16 protein-coding genes and 1 other RNA gene are annotated in these 18,079 nt (G+C 55.6%); 5 read left to right on the plus strand and 12 right to left on the minus strand.

The features are described from left to right. Positions 1–22: 22 nt before the first annotated feature. Positions 23–118: signal recognition particle sRNA small type (ffs, locus tag C8N36_RS03740), an RNA gene on the minus strand. Between the two features lie 157 nt (positions 119–275). Here ffs and C8N36_RS03745 point away from each other — a divergent pair. Next, positions 276–1,382: a THUMP domain-containing class I SAM-dependent RNA methyltransferase gene (locus C8N36_RS03745; RefSeq protein ID WP_097803276.1), complete on the plus strand. Its 1,107-nt coding sequence runs from the start codon at positions 276–278 to the stop codon at positions 1,380–1,382. A 111-nt stretch (positions 1,383–1,493) separates the two neighbouring features. Continuing rightward, positions 1,494–2,687, plus strand: coding sequence for a hypothetical protein (locus tag C8N36_RS03750; RefSeq protein ID WP_170125792.1), 1,194 nt, complete (start codon positions 1,494–1,496; stop codon positions 2,685–2,687). Here C8N36_RS03750 and C8N36_RS03755 read toward each other — a convergent pair. The 3 genes from C8N36_RS03755 to C8N36_RS03765 all read right to left on the minus strand — a co-directional run bounded on the left by C8N36_RS03755 (position 2,636) and on the right by C8N36_RS03765 (position 5,760). Continuing rightward, entirely contained in the window at positions 2,636–3,274 is a 639-nt protein-coding gene (locus tag C8N36_RS03755) for an HAD family hydrolase (protein ID WP_097803278.1), read from the minus strand. The genes C8N36_RS03750 and C8N36_RS03755 overlap by 52 nt on opposite strands. Before the next feature lie 2 nt (positions 3,275–3,276). Next, entirely contained in the window at positions 3,277–3,609 is a 333-nt protein-coding gene (locus C8N36_RS03760) for a hypothetical protein (RefSeq protein WP_110767792.1), read from the minus strand. A 177-nt stretch (positions 3,610–3,786) separates the two neighbouring features. Continuing rightward, entirely contained in the window at positions 3,787–5,760 is a 1,974-nt protein-coding gene (locus C8N36_RS03765; protein WP_097803280.1) for a bifunctional 2',3'-cyclic-nucleotide 2'-phosphodiesterase/3'-nucleotidase, read from the minus strand. Between the two features lie 182 nt (positions 5,761–5,942). Between C8N36_RS03765 and nudC the strand changes: the two genes are divergently transcribed. Continuing rightward, positions 5,943–6,911 carry an NAD(+) diphosphatase gene (nudC, locus tag C8N36_RS03770; RefSeq protein ID WP_097803410.1) on the plus strand — a complete coding sequence of 323 codons (969 nt, stop codon included), beginning with the start codon at positions 5,943–5,945 and terminating at the stop codon, positions 6,909–6,911. 48 nt (positions 6,912–6,959) lie between these two features. Further along, entirely contained in the window at positions 6,960–7,421 is a 462-nt protein-coding gene (locus tag C8N36_RS03775; protein WP_097803281.1) for an SRPBCC family protein, read from the plus strand. Positions 7,422–7,502: 81 nt separating this feature from the next. On the opposite strand, the gene C8N36_RS03780 is transcribed toward C8N36_RS03775, so the two are convergent. The 8 genes from C8N36_RS03780 to C8N36_RS03815 form a co-directional block, all read right to left on the minus strand. Continuing rightward, positions 7,503–8,243, minus strand: a complete 741-nt coding sequence (locus C8N36_RS03780) for an OmpA family protein (protein WP_097803282.1) — start codon at positions 8,241–8,243, stop codon at positions 7,503–7,505. A gap of 13 nt (positions 8,244–8,256) precedes the next feature. Further along, on the minus strand, positions 8,257–10,662 hold the full coding sequence (locus C8N36_RS03785) for a DUF4384 domain-containing protein (RefSeq protein WP_097803283.1): 2,406 nt from the start codon (positions 10,660–10,662) through the stop codon (positions 8,257–8,259). 33 nt (positions 10,663–10,695) lie between these two features. Continuing rightward, positions 10,696–12,906, minus strand: a complete 2,211-nt coding sequence (locus C8N36_RS03790; protein WP_097803284.1) for a trypsin-like peptidase domain-containing protein — start codon at positions 12,904–12,906, stop codon at positions 10,696–10,698. 111 nt (positions 12,907–13,017) lie between these two features. After that, the gene (locus tag C8N36_RS03795; protein WP_097803285.1) at positions 13,018–13,425 is read right to left on the minus strand and encodes a rhodanese-like domain-containing protein; all 408 of its coding nucleotides are present in this window, start codon (positions 13,423–13,425) and stop codon (positions 13,018–13,020) included. A 51-nt stretch (positions 13,426–13,476) separates the two neighbouring features. Beyond that, the gene (locus C8N36_RS03800) at positions 13,477–14,205 is read right to left on the minus strand and encodes an amino acid ABC transporter ATP-binding protein (protein ID WP_097803286.1); all 729 of its coding nucleotides are present in this window, start codon (positions 14,203–14,205) and stop codon (positions 13,477–13,479) included. Further along, positions 14,205–15,023, minus strand: coding sequence for an amino acid ABC transporter permease (locus C8N36_RS03805; RefSeq protein ID WP_097803287.1), 819 nt, complete (start codon positions 15,021–15,023; stop codon positions 14,205–14,207). The genes C8N36_RS03800 and C8N36_RS03805 overlap by 1 nt, the downstream gene beginning before the upstream one ends. Positions 15,024–15,095: 72 nt before the next feature. Then, a complete protein-coding gene (locus C8N36_RS03810) occupies positions 15,096–15,914 on the minus strand; it encodes an ABC transporter substrate-binding protein (RefSeq protein ID WP_097803288.1) in 819 nt (272 codons plus the stop codon). 102 nt (positions 15,915–16,016) lie between these two features. Beyond that, the gene (locus C8N36_RS03815; protein ID WP_097803289.1) at positions 16,017–16,847 is read right to left on the minus strand and encodes a 3-oxoadipate:acetyl-CoA acetyltransferase; all 831 of its coding nucleotides are present in this window, start codon (positions 16,845–16,847) and stop codon (positions 16,017–16,019) included. Positions 16,848–17,151: 304 nt separating this feature from the next. Between C8N36_RS03815 and C8N36_RS03820 the strand changes: the two genes are divergently transcribed. Beyond that, positions 17,152–18,063, plus strand: a complete 912-nt coding sequence (locus tag C8N36_RS03820) for a Gfo/Idh/MocA family protein (protein WP_097803411.1) — start codon at positions 17,152–17,154, stop codon at positions 18,061–18,063. The last annotated feature ends 16 nt before the right edge of the window (positions 18,064–18,079 follow it).

Genomic DNA, 18,079 nt, shown 5'->3' on the forward strand with positions numbered 1-18,079 from the left:
TGTTTGCCATGCAAAAGAGATGAGGTGAGAGGCTACATCGACCCAAACGGGACTCGTTGTGGCTGCTTCCTTCCGGATCTGACCAGGTTGGCGAGGCGTTCGCCCGCGCAACCTCTCGATTCCTCATTTAAGAGAGCGCGCCGGATTTTGCAATGGCCTGTTTTAAATCCGTGACATTTCAAATCGAGGGAGGCCAACGTGTGGCCATGCTTTGATTTGAGCATCCGGCTCTCTTTCTTCTCGCGCCTGTGTGCTGCAACGTTTAAAGGGGGCAGATGACCACACACTTCGATATTTTTCTCGCAGCGCCTCCTGGCTTGGAAGACGTTTTAGCTGATGAGGCCCGCGAGGCGGGCTTTGCCAACCCTCAGGCTGTATCTGGCGGGGTTACCACCTCTGGTGATTGGCCAGACGTGTGGCGTGCCAATCTGGAGTTGCGCGGCGCTGGGCGGGTTTTGGCGCGTATTGGATCCTTTCGGGCCTTTCATTTGGCGCAGTTGGACAAAAGATCACGAAAATTTGACTGGGCTGCATTTTTGCGCCCTGATGTGCCCGTTCGGGTCGAAGTGACCTGCAAGGAATCCAAAATCTATCACGACCGTGCAGCGCGTCAGCGGGTAGAAACCGCGATCCGCGAGACGCTGGGAGCGCCGATAGAATCCGACGCGCCCGTGCGTATTTTGGTGCGGATCGAGGATGATCTTGTCACAATCAGCCTTGATACATCGGGCGAACCTTTGCACCGGCGTGGCCACAAAGAGGCGATCGGCAAAGCCCCAATGCGCGAAACTCTGGCGTCGTTATTTTTGCGGCAGTGTGGTTACGATGGGACTGAAACCGTGGTTGACCCAATGTGCGGATCGGGAACCTTTTTGCTTGAGGCAGCAGAGCGCGCGGCGGGGCTTTTGCCTGGGCGTTCACGAAGCTTTGCCTTTGAAATGCTGGCGAATTATGACGCTGACGCATGGCAGAACATGCGAAGTGCAATACCTGCGGGAGCCGAAGGTCCACCACGCTTTTTCGGGTCGGATCGCGATGACGGCGCGATCAGGTCCAGCACGGCCAATGCAAAGCGTGCCGGTGTCGACGCTTTGTGCGAATTTCGCCGTGCAGCAGTGTCGGATGTAATGCGCCCCGCCGGTAAAACAGGTCTCGTCATGGTAAATCCGCCTTATGGCGCAAGGATTGGCAACCGCAAACTATTGTTCGCCCTGTATGGCAGTTTTGGTCAAGTGATGAAGGACCGATTTTCCGGCTGGCGAGTGGGCATGATAACCAGCGACGCCGGATTGGCGAAATCAACGGGATTGCCGTTTAAATCCGGACCGCCGGTGTCATTTGGCGGACTAAAGGTAAAGCTATATCAGACTGGGTCACTATAGACTCTGGTGCTGCACGCAAATAAAATTTAGGCTATATTGAAGCCACCTGCGCCATTTTCTGCGCAGGCGATATATATGATTTTCTGTATTTGAATGAGTTTTGAATTTTCTATGTGCAAAGATATTTATATCCCACGTTCGGCTCTGTCCGACCAAATTGCGGCCAAAATTTTGAGCGCAAGCCTGACTGGAACTGCAACCTGTCAGATTTGGAGCTCTGCAAGGCACACCGGTAAAAGATCCTTTTTTCAAAAGGAGTTGAAGCCGAAACTAAAGGGACTGGGTTGTCACGTTATCTCGATTGACCTTTGGGCCAAAACGGATCTGGATCCCGGTATGGTTTTGGCGAAAACTCTGAATGACGAATTGGCCATTGTTAGGGATAACGGTTCCAATCTGGTGGACGAATTACCGTTTTCATGGATTACTATTAACAAACATAAATTGGAAACTCCGGGGCGCGGGCGACGGCGCGGTGGAACACTAAGTGAGGTGTTGCAGGAAATTGCCAAGTATACCGCTGACGACATTGTCTTGATCGTAAACGAAGCGCAGCAATCACTTGAAACCGCGGCTGGATGTGACGCTATGGCGGCGCTACGATCGGCGTTTGATGAAATGAACGGCGATGGCACACGGCTGCATTTGGTTTTGTCGGGGTCCCACCGCGACCGGCTTTCGGCGCTTGTGTCCAAACGCAAGGCCCCGTTTATAGGTGTCGAAATCCAAGAGTTTCCCCGGCTTGGCCGGTCTTTTGTCGAAGAACTTGTGCATCAGGTAAACACGCGTTTGGCCGCAGACAATCAATTGAGCTCAGATGACGTAACCTCGGCCTTTACTCTGCTTGGGTTTAGGCCCGGGATATTGGCACAAGTTGTTCAAGATCATGCTTTGGGACAGGCAGGAAGTGCCGGTTTGCACCAGACGGTGACGGCGCGCGCGGGCACGCTGCAAGCCATGGTTTGGCAACAACATCAAGACGATTACGGGACGTTGACCGAAATTCAACGGGCTGTGTTATTGATCTTGATCGAAGATGGCAGCGGTTTTTCACCTTTTGCCGCTAAAACATTGGATCGGATTGGTGAGCGGATGGGCGAAATCCTAACCCCGCCAAAGGTGCAAAAGGCTTTGGATGGTCTGCGTGATCGCGGTATTGTCTGGCGGCCAGGGCGCGGATCATATGCCTTGGAAGACCAGGATATGCGCGATTGGGTTTTGCGGGACACCAAACCGCGTTTGGCGGCTTCGATCTATAGCAAGCCGGCAAGTTTGGCCCCGGCCAGCAGATCTGCTGCGCGGTGATGCGAGAAGCGTCCGGTTACGGGCGCGACGTCAGGCACCAAAACCACCGTCATTCCCGCAGCATAGGCGGATTGCGATCCTGTTTCGCTGTCTTCGAAAGCGAGGCAGGATTCAGGAGGCACACCCAATTGTTGTGCCGCAAAGAGATAGGGATCGGCTGCCGGTTTTGGATTGGTGATTGAATCGACTGAAATCACCGTTTCAAAGCGATATGCAAGACCGGACGCTTTCAGCTTGCGTTCGGCGGAATGGGCAAAGGAAGAGGTTGCAATCGCTTTGGGCAACCCGAGCTTATCAATCTGGTTCAAGAGCGCGTCGACACCGGGTTTTGTCGGTATTCCTTGCGTATGAAGTGCTTTGGTTTCTGCAGCCCAGACGGCATCAATTTGATTGAAATCGAGGTCGGGCCATTTTGAAGCAATCAACGCCAAGCCCGTTTTGAAATCAACGCCAACCAAGGCGTCGAAAAAACCGTCAGGAACTGGAATGCCCATAATCTCGAATGCGCGCATTCCTGCAATAGTCATCTGCCGCTCTGTGTCGATCAAGGTGCCGTCCAGATCGAAGATCACTGCACTGTAACGCATTGTTATTGCATTCCTCCAGGGCAGAAGAACCGGTCGTACATGCCAAAGCACGAAGCGGTGCGGTTAAACCCCTCAAGCTTCAGTTTCGCATAGAGGTGGTTGTTCTCAAAAGTCATGTTGATGCCTGAGCGCAAAAGATTGTAGCAGCCATTCGGATCGACTCGGCACGCCAAAAGCGCCGCTGCGTTCAAGCCGTCTTGTTCCCCCAGCTCTTTGGCGGCGACGATCTCCATCAATTCGGTTTTGAGCGTCTTTTCGGCATCATCGAGATCTGGATTTGTGAAGAAAGCAGCGACGGCAGCCATGAAGGTCATTCCGGCGAGAAATTTGTACATGAGAGGCCCTTTGATGGTCTTTGCGGGTGACATAGGGCAGATTGTAATGCTTGTCTAATATATGACGGCGGGACGTCGCTGGTGCGCTGCGCGCACGTCGCCCCGCCCACCGTCCCTTCAGCACCTAGGATGGCAGGCGCGCCGAAACACGCCTGCCAAGATGTTATCTGCATGCAATCACAATTGGATGCGGAAGGCCGCAAACCCATCGGCACCGTCGCCGGCGTCTTCGATGGTGACCCCTTTGACGTCACCGATATAATCACGCGCCTTTGGGCCAGTCTCGAACAGCACTGATGTGCCTTCAAGCGGCGCGAAGGACCAGTTGGCATCGGCCTTTGGATCGATAGTACCTTGCTCTACAATGTAGCGGACGATCACGTCACGGTTTGTGTCCGGCGCTTCGAACACGATTGTATCACCGGTGCCGGGGAAGCTTCCTCCGCCGGATGCGCGGTAATTGTTGGTAGCGATGATGAACTCCATGTCATCTTCAACAGGAGCACCATTGTATTGCAGGTTTACAATCCGTGTCGCGGCCGCGTCTACCAGTACCCCCTTGGGGTCAAAGCGTGATGGTTGGCTAAGATCGATTTGATAGGTGACCCCGTCCATCACATCAAAGTTGTAAGACGGGAAAGAGGGGTTGAGCAGCAATGCATCCGCCGATCCGGCTTCGATCTGGTTGAACATCCCGGCCGAACGTTCGAGCCAGCCTTTGACTTGCGCTCCGGTGACGCGCACTGCACGCACGGTGTTGGGGTACAGATAGAGGTCGGAGACGTTTTTGATCGCCACATCGCCCACGGCAACATCCGTATAGTATTCCGGACCTCCGCGGCCACCGGCCTTGAAGGGGGCTGCGGCTGACAAGATAGGCAAGCCTGCGTGTTCAGTGCCTTCAAGCATCTGTTCAATATACCACTTTTGAGCAATCGAGACGATCTGAACGGAAGGATCATCCGCAACCAGCGCGAAATAGCTGTGCAGCGGGGCCGAGGTTTTGCCAACCGCGCGGCGGACATAGGCCAAGGTTTCCGCGTGATCGGTGGCGGTTGCGTCCAGAACAGCCTGGGTGTCTTCGACCAATGGGGTAATCGAACGGTCTTCGTTGCGTTTTGAAATCGGGCGCGATTCAGAGGTTGTTGTCACGACGCGCCATTCGTTGCCTTCGCGTTCGAGCAGCAGGTCAATCACCCCGAGATGCGAGCCCCAAAAGCCGCCCATGACCGCTGGTTTTCCATGAATGGTGCCTTTGTCGACATCAACGGCGGCGAAGTCGGCATAGGTGGCTGATGGGAAGACAAGGTGTGAATGTCCTGTCACAAGTGCGTCAATCCCGTCCACCGCTGCCAAAGGCACTGCGGCGTTTTCCATGCCGCCGGTGTCATCGGCGGATCCGATGCCCGAATGCGACAAGGCGATGATGATGTCGGCACCTTGTTCCTTCATTTCGGGGATATACGCCTTGGCGGTTTCGACGATGTCGCGGGCCTGCACGTTGCCTTCCATGTGGCGGCGATCCCAGTTCATCACTTGTGGCGGGGTAAAGCCGATCACGCCGATTTTGATCGGGTGGGTGTCTCCGTTGCCGTCTGTCAACTCGCGCTCGAGGATCGAATAGGGTTTGAACAGCGTGGTGTCTTCGCGGGCTGTTGCGCCTTGTTCCTTGGCAATGTTCGCCAGAACAATGGGGAAGTCCGCTCCTGCGGTGGATTTCATCAGGAAATCGAGACCGTAGTTGAATTCGTGGTTGCCGATGGTCGCTGCATCATAGCCGATTGTGTTGAAGGCGGTGATGATCGGGTGCATGTCCCCTTCTTTCATTCCACGTTCATAGGCGATGTAGTCGCCCATCGGGTTGCCCTGCAAGAAATCGCCATTGTCGACGAGTATAGAGTTTGTTGCCTCGGCGCGGATGTCACCAATGATGGATGCGGCGCGCGATAGGCCAACGGTGTCGCGGGGCTTGTCCGCATAGTAGTCATAGGGGTGGACGTGCACGTGAATGTCGGTGGTTTCCATGATGCGCAGATGCGCCTGATTGGTGGCCGCCGCCGCTGAGTAAGGATGCAATGTGATCATTGCAGCACCGGCTGTGGTGCTGGCCAAAAACTGGCGGCGGGACAAAGATTTCAAAGACTTGGACATGTTTCACCCTATTGGTTGTTATGATTGGTTCTGCAGGCTGAATGGCAGCGATTCTCAACAGTACTGTGACACGCTAGCACATCCTTGAGAGTTTCAATTGCAGATTGTTTGCGGTGGACGTTGTTGCATTGCATCCGGCTGCAAGTCGCTGCAAAGTCGCGCAAACTATAGGGATGCGCGATATGAAACACGCCGAAGAGGTGACATTTGGCGGGTCTGGTTTGGACCGCGCAGCGGAGATACGCGGTGACATTCCAGCGCTGGCGACATTGATGCAAGATGCAGGCAGCCGCTGCATTTTGATTTGGCGTGGAAAGCCTTTGGTAAGCGGTGACACAGGGCTGGATCTGGTCCGCTTGCCGATGGATCATCCGGTTTTGGCTGAGGCCGGGGAGCCGCCGATTTTCATGGGCCGCGAAAACGGGGCAGCGGTCTTCGCATATGATGTTTCCGGATGGGAACCTGAACAGTTGGACGCCGACGCTATGGGCCAGTTTCTGGACCCGAGCGAGCAAAAACACCCATTGCTGGAAGCCGGAACACGCTTTGCTGAATTGCGGATGATTATGACCCGTCTGTCTGCGCGTGACGCAGAGCTGGCGGCGACGATGCGGTCTGTTGTTTCATGGCATTCATCGCACCAGTTTTGTAGCCGCTGTGGCACAAAATCCGTGACTCATATGGCTGGCTGGCAACGGATTTGCCCAGATTGCGGTGGTCATCATTTCCCGCGTACTGACCCTGTGGTGATTATGCTCATCACCCGCGGAAACAAGTGCCTGCTGGGACGGTCTCCGGGCTGGCCCGAAGGGATGTATTCCTGTCTGGCTGGTTTCCTGGAGCCGGGCGAAACCATCGAAGCGGCAGTGCGCCGCGAAGTGTTCGAGGAAGCCGGTGTCCACGTGGGGCAGGTGTCGTATTTGTCCAGTCAGCCTTGGGCTTATCCGTCTTCTTTGATGATCGGATGCCATGGTGAAGCGCTTAGCGAAGAAATTACCCTTGATACGGTCGAGATGGATGATGCCCGCTGGGTCACCCGAGAAGAGCTGATGGATGCGCATGCAGGTCTGCGCAGCGACATTCTGCCCGGCCGAAAAGGTGCAATTGCGCATTTTCTGCTCAGGAATTGGCTGGCTGACAGATTGGATTAACGAAGAAGATCTAGTATCCCTTGAACGAGACTTTACACAGGTGACCCAATGGAACTGACCGCACGCGAAGATATCGAAGCGCCCCTAGATCAGGTGTTCGCCGAGCTTACTGATTTTGAGGGGATCGAACGTCAGGTGTTGCGGCGCGGGATCGATGTGAAACGCACCAACGATACTGGTGCGGCTGCCCAAGGTTTGGCTTGGCAGGCGGGTTTCAAGTTTCGCGGGAAAACCCGCACCGCTGATATTGAACTTTGTGAATTCGCCGCGCCTGAACAGATGGTATTTCAAAGCGTGTCTGGCGGGCTTGAGGCGCGCACAGTGGTTGATCTTGTGGCCTTGTCGCGGTCTCGGACGCGCATTGGTGTATCGACAGATTTCGGGGCGAAAACCCTGTCTGCGCGATTGTTGCTGCAATCGCTGAAATTGGCCAAAGGCGGGTTGGACAAACGGTTCAAAACACGCATGGCCGGTTTGGCCAAAGATCTGGAAAACCGTCTAAAGGCGTAACTCTGTCACTGACGTTGTCAACGTTTGCGTGGGCCGAATATGGGTCCGGTGCCCTGATAGATGAGGCACCGGTTTAGACGATCAATGGCAGACGGCCCCTGCGGTCTGCAGCACGGCGCCGGGATGGTCCGGCAACCTCAAAAACGTAACGCGACGATTTTCGGCAGCCTTGGGGTCATAGGTGTTTTTGAGCACATGCTCTCCGAAACCTACAGGGTAGAGCGGCAATCCGACATAGCTGCTTTCCAGCGCGTGGGTCACAGAGGCCGCGCGGCGTAGAGACAGATCGCAATTGTAGCCGACGGAACCCACTGAATCGGTATGCCCGATGACAGCATAAGGCGTTCCTGCCAAAGCGGGATCTTGCAAAGCTTCAACCAGTTGCATCAATTTCCCGATTTGATCTGCGCGGATATGGTCGCTGTTATAGTCAAACTCGATGGAAATCGCGACAGAGGGCAGGGCGACTTTGCCGCCACTTGGCTTGGTAGGTGTATGATCCACTGCCGGGGCATCATATACCGGCGGCGTTGCAGGCGGTTCGGTGCTGATTGCGACGTGATTGTCATTGAGGTCCAGAACGAGGGTTTCATACTGCGGCACCACCGCGCTTTCGAACTGAACACCATTGGCATCGCGCCCGACATCGGCGCAATTGGCCGCCGAGGCGTTCAGCATACAGCGCGCCAGCGGGTTGGTGGGTTGGGGTTTCATCATCGGGATCACTGCTGTGTCACCCGGAATGAAGATTTCTCCGCTTTGCGCTAGGGCTGCCAGAGGCAGCCCCAGACAAAACACAGAGGTGGCTAAGAGTTTTAACATCTCTGTGCTCCTATCAATGTCCGGTCACAACAACCGAGATTTGCGATTTGATCACGTCGGGGTTGTGATCACTGACACCTCGGTAATCGACGCCGGCAACGTTCTGCCTGTCTTTGCCGTTATCCCCAAGGTCGAGGGCAAGCACTTCGTTCACCACTTCTGTGTATTGATCCTTGGTCAATGGCTTGTGGCTGGCTGCGCAAGACACTTTGGATGTGTCACGGGTGTGCAGATCAATCGCATCATGTCCGCCATTACAAATGGCCAGAATGGTTTCCAGACCTTCATGCGTGGTTTTCAGGCTGCCGCGCGGTGGGAAGACATATTGCGACCCGCCTTTGATGACCTCATCCTCAAGACCGGGGAAGGGGTACAGCACACAGCTTTGATGACGATCATCGATTGAAATCAAGGTCAGGCGGCAGTCGTGACGCGGTTCAATAAAGACCTGCAACCCTTCGCCAACCACATAAGTGGGTTTGTTGGTATAGACGGTCAAATGGCTTTGGGTTGGGACCGAGTGCTGGACCGGATCATGGGCTTTGTGATCGGGCTTGGCAACATCGGCATAGGTCGTGATTGGCGTATCCTTTTTCGCTGGCGGCGCTGCATAGACGGTCGAGTGATCCGCGGCAGGTGGTGCATAGGGGGTATCTTTGACCACGGCCGCAACCGACGCTGTCAAGTTAGCCGGTGCTTTGTGATCGTTGATGATCGGGCGATAATCCGTCAGTTTTTCCATCAACGCAGGGTATGCGGCGGTCCATTCATCGCGAGCAATCGGGGACTGTTCCAGTCGCGTCATCAAGCTGGCAAACTGATGTCCAACAAAGGGCATCCGCTTGCGCAGCATATCTTCGGTCATGCCCAGTTCATTGGCGGCTTGCTGTAGGTCGATGAAATGATCAACGTGATAGACAAACAGCCCGCGGATTGGTTCTAGGCCGCCAGCAGCGGTTTCAGGGTCAATTCCGGCTGAGCGCAGCGTGTCGAAAAAGGCTTGTTCGTCCTTCTTGAACCACTCTTGCACCACCTTTTGGCCGGGGTAGATGGCATCGATGGTTTGCCGTGCTTCGGACGGCAGGGCGAGGTTGTTGATTGCCACATCGCGCACAGCATCATCGTTGTAGCGGATGCCTTTGGAATGGCAGGACATGCAGCTGATACCGTTGATGACTTCACCGGTGCCGTCTGAATAATCATCGTCGCGCACAATGCTGGTGGGGCCGACATCCAAACGCGCACCGTCAGCGGTGTTCAGGTAATAGGCATGAAACCCGTTCGGCAGGGTAAAGATCGACTCGCCGCCATCGTGTTCGAACGCGAGGTCGGGGCCGTACACATTTGCTGGCCCAAGCGGATATTCAAAAAAGCTCTGCCGCCCTTTCGAGCCTGCAAAATCATAGGAGGTCCAGAAAAAACCGGTCCCGAGTGCGTGGCGTTCGATCAATCGGTTGTTGGTAGATACACCCGAATTTTGAAATCCTGCGCGCACCACTTGTTCATTGGCGATGTTTTTCGCCATGTCGAGGTTGAGCAAACGTTCCAGCCCCTGAACGGTGTCAGGCATGTCGAGAAGATCGTAGTATAGCGGGGCCACCGGAGCGGTCGACGCAAACCAATCGGCGCGGATGATGGGAATATCAGTGCCAGCCATGTGCTTGAGCGGATTCAGATAGGGGTCGGTGTCACTGGCGTACCCGTAGGGGTAGATGGTTTCGAGCCGGTGCCATTTGCTGGCATCCCAATCGATTTCCGGCAGGTAGATCCGCATCAAAACGCCGTGTTCGTCCACCTGCTCCCACTTGTACGGATCAGGGTTCCAGCTGAGCGCATTGATCAGTTTGACCGTTGCCTGACGATAATTGTCGTAGTTGTCTGCGCTGATGTCCTTGTCATTGTACAATGGGCGAAGCGAAATATAGCGGATGCGATCACGCCGGTTGGTCGGTTGCTTTTGTAGGTCTTCCTGCGCCAGCCGGTGAATGTCTTCAAGCGAAACAAACTGCTTTTCAGGGGCGTTTGCGCCTAGGCTTTCGATCCAAAGCTGCAAGACTTCAAGTTCGGCTTCTTCGGGGGTGCAATCGGGTGACCAGCAGTTGTCTGGCATCGGTGGCGATCCACCGGCGATCACTTGATACAGCTTGGACTTTGCGTGATCGCCAATGGACACAAATTTGGGGTCTTGGGACAATCGGCGCATGTCCAAAACGTGACCAAAGCCGGATTTTGCTTTGGTCAGCCCTTCGTTCAAAGCACCGTCCTGATGACATCCGGCACAGTATTTATCGAGCACCTTATAAGCCGCCTCTTCTTGCGGCGAGGCATCCATGGGTAGAGCGGGTCTTTCGGCCATTGCCGGGCCCGCAAACATCGCGGCCGTTGCCAATAAACTGGCTTTGAATAGATCGCGTTTCATATCAAGTCTCCTGCTACCAAGGGGGTGGCGAAATCAGTTACAACGAATGGATAGATATTTGGTTGACGACCAGCCGCGCTGGCCTGCACTGCCTGAATAGGGCGACAGGCATTGCCCCGAGATACATTCAAGGCGTGCCCAACCGCTGCGCTGGGCCAAGACGCGCACTTGGTCGCCCAAATAAACTTCAGACAGTTTCTTGCCTTTGGAAGAGGGTTTGGCGCGCATGCTCAGATAGCCGGACCCAGAGGCGCGTGTGCGGCTGGAATAGGGGTCGAGGTTGACCACACGGGCGTTGCATTGGCGCACATAGGGCTGGGTGGCGGTCAAAAGCGGGCTGTAGACCCAGCCCTTTTGGCCACTGGGCAAGATAACGTTTGACCATTTGCCCGAAGTGGTGATGACGGACAGACGGGTGCCGACATTGATCTCTGTGAAATAGGGGTAATTCGTGCCGGGGCCGGGGCGCACATTCAATCCGCCGTCATTGTTATTGGCCACATACATGGTGCGATTTGACGGAGCGGGCGTTGGTGTCGGGACATGGGCATTGCCCCCTTGCCAAAGAACTTCGGCCACATATAGCCGGCCCGAGGAACAATAGCTGTCACTTGGGACCGCGCCTTGGGATTTCAGATTGTTGATCTGCCAATCGGCGTTGGATTTCGACACGGTTTTGACGGTGATGCCATAGTACCCATTGCTTGATTTAAAAATGCGCACGCCAGACCGGCCTGAAAACCATTGGTTGGCAAAGGCGATCGCCTCAGGGATCGACGGGCGCGAGGCAGTCACGATGTAACACTGGCTGTTGGACAGACGGTAATTGCCGTTCACAACCTGTGGGCTTGTTTGGGCTGGCGGCGGGGTCACCACTGTCGATTGAAGATAGGTGATCCGGTCGACCACAGCGCTGCCAATGCAAGCGGCATTGCGTCCGCAAGCGTCGCGGGTGCTTGTACGCCATGTGGCTTGTTGGCGCGACGTGCTGCGTCCGCTTTGGTTGTTGTATGCGTATTCAAGCCGCTCATCGAGGCCAGCCAGATACGCATCTGCGCATATCGCCGTTTCTGTCGGGGTCAGATGGGACGCGCTGCACCAAGGGCGCAGATATGTCACGGGGGTCGGTTCAATCGGCTTGGGTTTGATCGGGGTTGGTTCAACGGGCGGTATCACTTCGGCGCTTTTGCACTGATGGTTGATAAAGCTTTGAGCGAAGGGGGCAAATTTATGCCCTTGGCATTGTTCTGCATAGGCACGGTAGGCAAAGCATTCGCCATAGCCCTTGGCCTCGGCATACAGGGCATCACACAGTGCACCCGCCTCGTCCTGATCGGGAACCGGCGTTGGTGTCGTGTCCACTGGCGGATCAACAGGCACCGGATTTGGATCCGAAGGCGGCGCGTCATTCAGGGTGCTCAACGCTGCCTCAAGGATGTCAGAGCGTTCAATAATATCCGCCATCGGGATGGCAAAATTGACGCTGTCGCGCTTTGATCCCGCATGGTGCAGGCCAATCACCATCTGCAAAGAGGCGTCGATCACCGGTGAACCGGAATTTCCCGGCAGGGTATCGCATGTGTGGAGCAGGCGATTGTTGGATAGGGCCGGATTGTTGGCTTTGCATTTCTCGCGGCTGATGCGCTGGGCCTCGCCCATGGGATGGCCGATCACCCAATAGGGATCGCCGTCATTCGGGGCGGCTGCGGCCAGTTTCAGCATGCCATAATCTGCGCTGGGGTCGCCCAGCACCTCTAGCAGTGCGTAATCAAGGTCTTCGTATGCCTCAACCGGTGTTGGGCTGACGGTAAATTTCCGTGTGCCCTCTTCAACCCCCTGCTGCGTATAGCCGGCAACAAATTGCACCGCGTCGATACGGGTGGCACCGGCGCGTTCATTGTTCAAAATGCCCGGCACACAGTGGTAGTTGGTTAGAATGTGTTTCTTGTCGACAATAAAGGCGGTGCAGGGGAAAATTCCCTTGTCGGTCAGAATATCCAAGCGGCCGACAGAATGACCGATTTTCGCAAAGATGCTTTGTTCGGAATAATTGCGGATACTCTCGTTGTTATAATCGCCAACCGAGAGTTCAAATTCGATATCACCGGCGCTGGCCGATTGTTTGCGGTTCAAAACGATATTGCCGAAATCGCCGCGGTCGAACCCAACGACATCTTGCGCAAAGGCCGGAGTTGATGCGGCAAGACCTGCAAGTAGTGATGTAGTGGCGACGAAATTTCGCACGGAACGATCCTCTCAAAAAACCTTGCCTAGCAAGTGCTTTGATGATCGGCCACTCAAGGCATTTGAGTCAACGAAGGAAAACCTGACCCTAGGGTATCTGTTTGTGGCAAGTCAGGTGTCTTCGCGCTCAACAGGGCCTCCTTGGGCCTCCCAAGTTGAAAAACCTTCGCGCAGATGGGCAACGTCGAATCCCATGTCGATCAACGTTGCCGCGCTGAGGGCTGAGCGCCAACCGGATGCGCAATGCAGCACAAATGTTTTGTCGCAACCGTCTTCGCGGGCAAATACGTCTTTGAAGTAGGGGCTATCGGGATCGACCCAAAATTCCAACATTCCGCGCGGGGCGTGAAAGGACCCGGGGATATAGCCGCTGCGGCGGCGCTCGCGGACGTCGCGAATGTCAACGATGACAACGTTCGGGTCATCCACCATGGCGATCAGTTCAGGGGTTTCGAATTCGCGGATGCGGGCACGGGCCGACGCGACCATTTCAGCGGCTGTGGTTTTGAGTTTACGCATGGTGATCTCCCTTTTGGGGTGGTTTGGCAGCAGGAAGGACCTAGGACAATCCTACAAGACCCGTGACAAAAATGCTTTTGTCCGCTCTTCATTGGGCGCTTCGAAAATCTGGTCGGGTGGACCTTGCTCCAAAATGCGCCCTTGGTGAAGAAAGCAGACTTTGTCGGCCAATTCGCGGGCAAAGCCCATTTCATGTGTGGCTAGAACCATAGTCATGCCTTGGCTGCGCAGGTCGCGCAAAACATCCAGAACTTCGCCGACCAATTCGGGATCAAGGGCAGAGGTGATTTCGTCAAACAGCATGATTTCAGGCTGCATGGCCAAGGCCCGAATGATCGCAACCCGCTGCTGTTGTCCGCCAGACAGCTGATCGGGGAAATGGTTCATCCGGTCATGCAGCCCGAACCGTGTGAACATCTCTTCGAGGGCGGGGCGCAGCTGCGCCCGCGATCCGCCCAATATCCGGCGAGGGGCCAGCATGGCGTTGTCCAAAGCGGTCATATGCGGGAACAGATTATAGCTTTGGAACACCATTCCAATACGCTGGCGCACGGGTTGCGGGTCTTTTCCCGGTTCGGAAATATCTGTCCCGTCCAGAAAAATATTCCCGTCGTCAATGGGCTCAAGCAGGTTCATGCAGCGCAGCAAGGTAGACTTGCCCGATCCTGATGCACCGATGAGGCAAACCATTTCCCCCTTGGTGATCGTCAGATCAATTCCGCGAATAACCGGATTGTCGCCAAAGGCCTTTTGCACGTTTTCAAGTTTGAGATCGGCCATCAGCTGCGTGCCTTTGACTGTTTGTTCATCAGATAATCGGCATAGCGCGTGGCGGGGATTGTCAGCGCCAGAAAGATAAGGGCCGCTCCGACATAGGGGGTGAAGTTCGCCATCAGGGATTTGTAGACGCCTGCCTGTCTGAAAATCTCGACCGGCCCAATAAAGCTGAGCAGCGCCACGTCTTTTTGTAGTGCGATGAACAGGTTCATATTGGCCGGAACCACGCGGCGGACGGCCTGCGGTAAAATCACGTAGCGCATGGTATCGCCGCCAGAAAGCCCAAGCGACAGTGCGGCATTGCGCTGGCTGTCATGGATGCTTTCGATGCCAGATCGGATCACCTCGGCAACATAGGCGCTATAGACCAAAATCAACGCCAGAGAACCCCAGATGTAGGGTGAATTCCATGGGCGCGGCAAGCCAAGGCCAGGGATGCCAAAGCCAATCAAATAGATCACCAAAATCACCGGTAGCCCGCGAAACACATCGGTATAGGCAATGGCAAGCAACCGTACCGGATAAAGCGCAGGGCTGCGCAAATCGCGGGCGATGGCGACGATCAATCCAAGCGCCGCAATCAGCGGGGCACACCAAAGGAAAATGGCGACGTCCATCACAAAAGCGTTCAGCAGTCCGGGAAAGGTTTTGGCAAAGACAGCCCCGTTAAAAAAGCTGCGTTTGACGTTTTCCCATCCGGGGGCCAGTGGAACCAAAAGAACAATGGCGGCCAGCACCGCAAAGGTCGAGGCTGCGGCGATCATATTGGCGCGTTTGCGCTGGCGGGCCTCAAAGGACTGGCGGCGGGTTTGTGTGGGCATGGGCGTCCGGTCATTACAGGGGCAGCGCCAGAAACTCTGGCGCTGCCAATAGGATATAGTGGTGAAAAGCTGTTACTTGATCAGCGGAACGCCGGTTGTGGCCTGCAGCCACTCAGCTTCGATTTCGGCCAGTTTGCCGTTTTCGGTCAGGGCGGTGATGGCCGCATCAACGCATTCTTTGAGCGGAGAGCCTTTTTCCATCAACATGCCGAACTGATCGGGGTTTTCGCCGCGATCCGCGGGGAACTGACCCAGCAACGCGCCGTCGTTCAGCACAACAGCAGACAGATACAGGGCCGTTGGCAAGTCAAACAAAGCGGCGTCGATCTGGCCCGCTTGCATTGCAGCGGTGACATCCGCGTTGTCATCATACAAAAGCGGCGATTTTTCTGGTGCGATCAGGTCACCCAGCATCGGGACAGCTGTGGTATTGGCGTCCGCGCCCCAGATCAAAGATTTGAGCGAGGCAACATCAGCCGTCGCGCCAGCCTCCACAACGGATTTGGTGGTCAGAACCGCCATCGCCGAGGTGTAGTAGGGCGCTGAAAAATCAACCATTTCTTCGCGTTCGGGTGTGATCGAAAACTGTTGCATGTTGACGTCGAATTCTTTGGCACCGGGCTGGATGGCTTGATCAAAGCTGGTACGAATCCAAGCCACATGATCGGCATCAAACCCCATCTCGGCAGCGACGGCATATGCCACGGCGGCCTCAAACCCTTTGCCGGTCTCGGGTGCATCATCCATCACCCAAGGAAAATAGGCCGGGTTGCCGGTGGCGACAGTCAGCATGCCATCGGTCAGCGTCTTTCCGGTGGCGCAGCTGTCTGCATAGGCGGCGCTGGAGGCCAGCATCAAAGCGGCGGCGGTTGTCCAGAACTTCATGATCATCCCTCACTGTTTTTGTTGCGCGCAGTTGACCGCTACGCTGCGCGCTTGTCCAGTGCCAGAACTGGAAAATGCCATCTTGGCGGGGGTTTTCGGACCAAATGGTCAGCTTGTACGCAGCTCCAGAATGGTGCGGGCTTGTTGCCATGTCGCGACCGGACGCTCATACTTCTCGCACAGCGCTGCGGCGCGGGCGACGAGCGCTGCGTTCGACGGTGCAAGGGTATTGCGATCAAGACGCATATTGTCCTCAAGCCCGGTGCGGGTGTGGCCACCAGCAGCGATGGCCCATTCATTGACAACAATCTGGCCCGGCCCGACACCTGCCGCGCACCATTGGGCGTCCGGTGCAAGGCGCTCCATTGTTCTGACGTAGTAATCAAAGACATCGCGATCGACGGGCATGGCATTTTTTACCCCCATGACGAATTGTACATAAAGCTTGCCGGGGATGTCACCACGCTTGCTGCGCGCCACGGCTTGGTGAATATGTGACAGGTCAAAGGCCTCGATCTCGGGCTTGACGTCATAGGTGCGCATTTCCGAGGCCAGCCAATCGATCAGTTCTGGCGGATTCTCATAGACGCGGGTTGGAAAGTTATTGGACCCCACTGAAAGCGAAGCCATATCCGGGCGCAAAGACAACATTCCGCCGCGCTCTGTCCCCGCGCCAGATCGGCCGCCAGTAGAAAGCTGCACAATCATGCCGGGGCAGTGTTTCTGGATCCCCTCCATCAACCGGCCAAAACGTTCGGGGTCACTGGTCGGTGTCCCGTCATCAAGGCGTACATGGCAATGCGCGATACTTGCGCCTGCTTCGAACGCTTCTTGGGTGCTTTCGATTTGCTCGGGCACAGTGATCGGGACTGCAGGATTGGTTTCTTTACGAGGGACAGATCCGGTTATGGCGACGCAGATGATGCAGGGGTTGGACATGAGCTTCCTTAGATATTAAAACCGGTAACGCTTTTGTCGCCGTGAATGTTTCTATTAACATGATTACTATTACGCGCGCGTTTTTCAGTCAATGATGTCTCGAACCGGCCTTCTTGGGGCAGCCCTTGCGCGCCGGTGCGCTGACCCGCCGCTGCACCAATGTTCCCGATTATGTGCAAGTTCCGACGTGTGGTGCGCTCAAAGAGCGGCGGCGCGTTTATGGGTGAGGCGCTTTACCAAACATGAGTTTTTGCGCTAACAGGACTTGAAACGACCCGAAATGTCAGCGCAAAGGATGCCGCCCATGAAGATTGCTTTGGTTGGAATTGGCAAGATTGCCCGCGATCAACATGTGCCCAGCATCGCTGCTAGCAATGCTTGGGAACTCGCGGCGACGTGTTCGCGCGCTGGCCGTGTCGATGGGGTTCCGGCCTTTACGGATCTGGACGAAATGCTTGAGTCGCATCCAGACATTCCGGTCGTGTCGCTCTGTTTGCCACCGGTGCCGCGTTTTGAATTTGCCAAACGGGCCATTTTAGCGGGCCGTCATGTGATGCTGGAAAAGCCCCCCGGTGCAACGCTGTCGGAATGCCACGCGCTAGAGGATATGGCGCGAAAAGCAGGGGTTTGCCTGTTTGCCTCCTGGCATTCACGAGAAGGGGCACGCGCCGACGCCGCGCGCGACTGGTTGGCGGACAAGGTCATCACCCGCGCGCACATTACGTGGCGCGAAGACGTGCGCAAATGGCACCCGGGTCAGGATTGGGTCTTTGATCCCGGTGGCATGGGGGTTTTTGATCCGGGCATCAATGCACTTTCCCTGATGACAAAAATCCTTCCGCAACCGGTTCATCTCAAATCGGCAACGCTGGAGTTTCCAGACAACCGTCAAACGCCAATTGCCGCCCAGTTGGACTTTACCGATGGCGTCTCTGCAGATTTCGATTGGCGTCAAACGGGACCGCAAACATGGGATATCGAAGTTTGGACGGAGGCTGGCAAGCTGCATCTGACCGATGGCGGTGAGCATATGATGATTGACGGGGTGCCGGCGGGCCAAGACCCAAGCCTGATCGGTGAATATCCCCGCCTGTATGCCCAGATGGCCGATTTGGTTGCCCAAAGCAAAACGGACATGGATCTGTCACCGCTGCGCCATGTTGCGGATGCGTTTATGCTTGGGCGGCGGGTGCCGGTGGACGCATTCCACTTTTAACTCTGCGTCCGTCTGA

Source organism: Pelagimonas varians (assembly GCF_003208435.1).
In the GTDB taxonomy this organism is placed as follows: Bacteria; Pseudomonadota; Alphaproteobacteria; order Rhodobacterales; family Rhodobacteraceae; genus Pelagimonas; species Pelagimonas varians.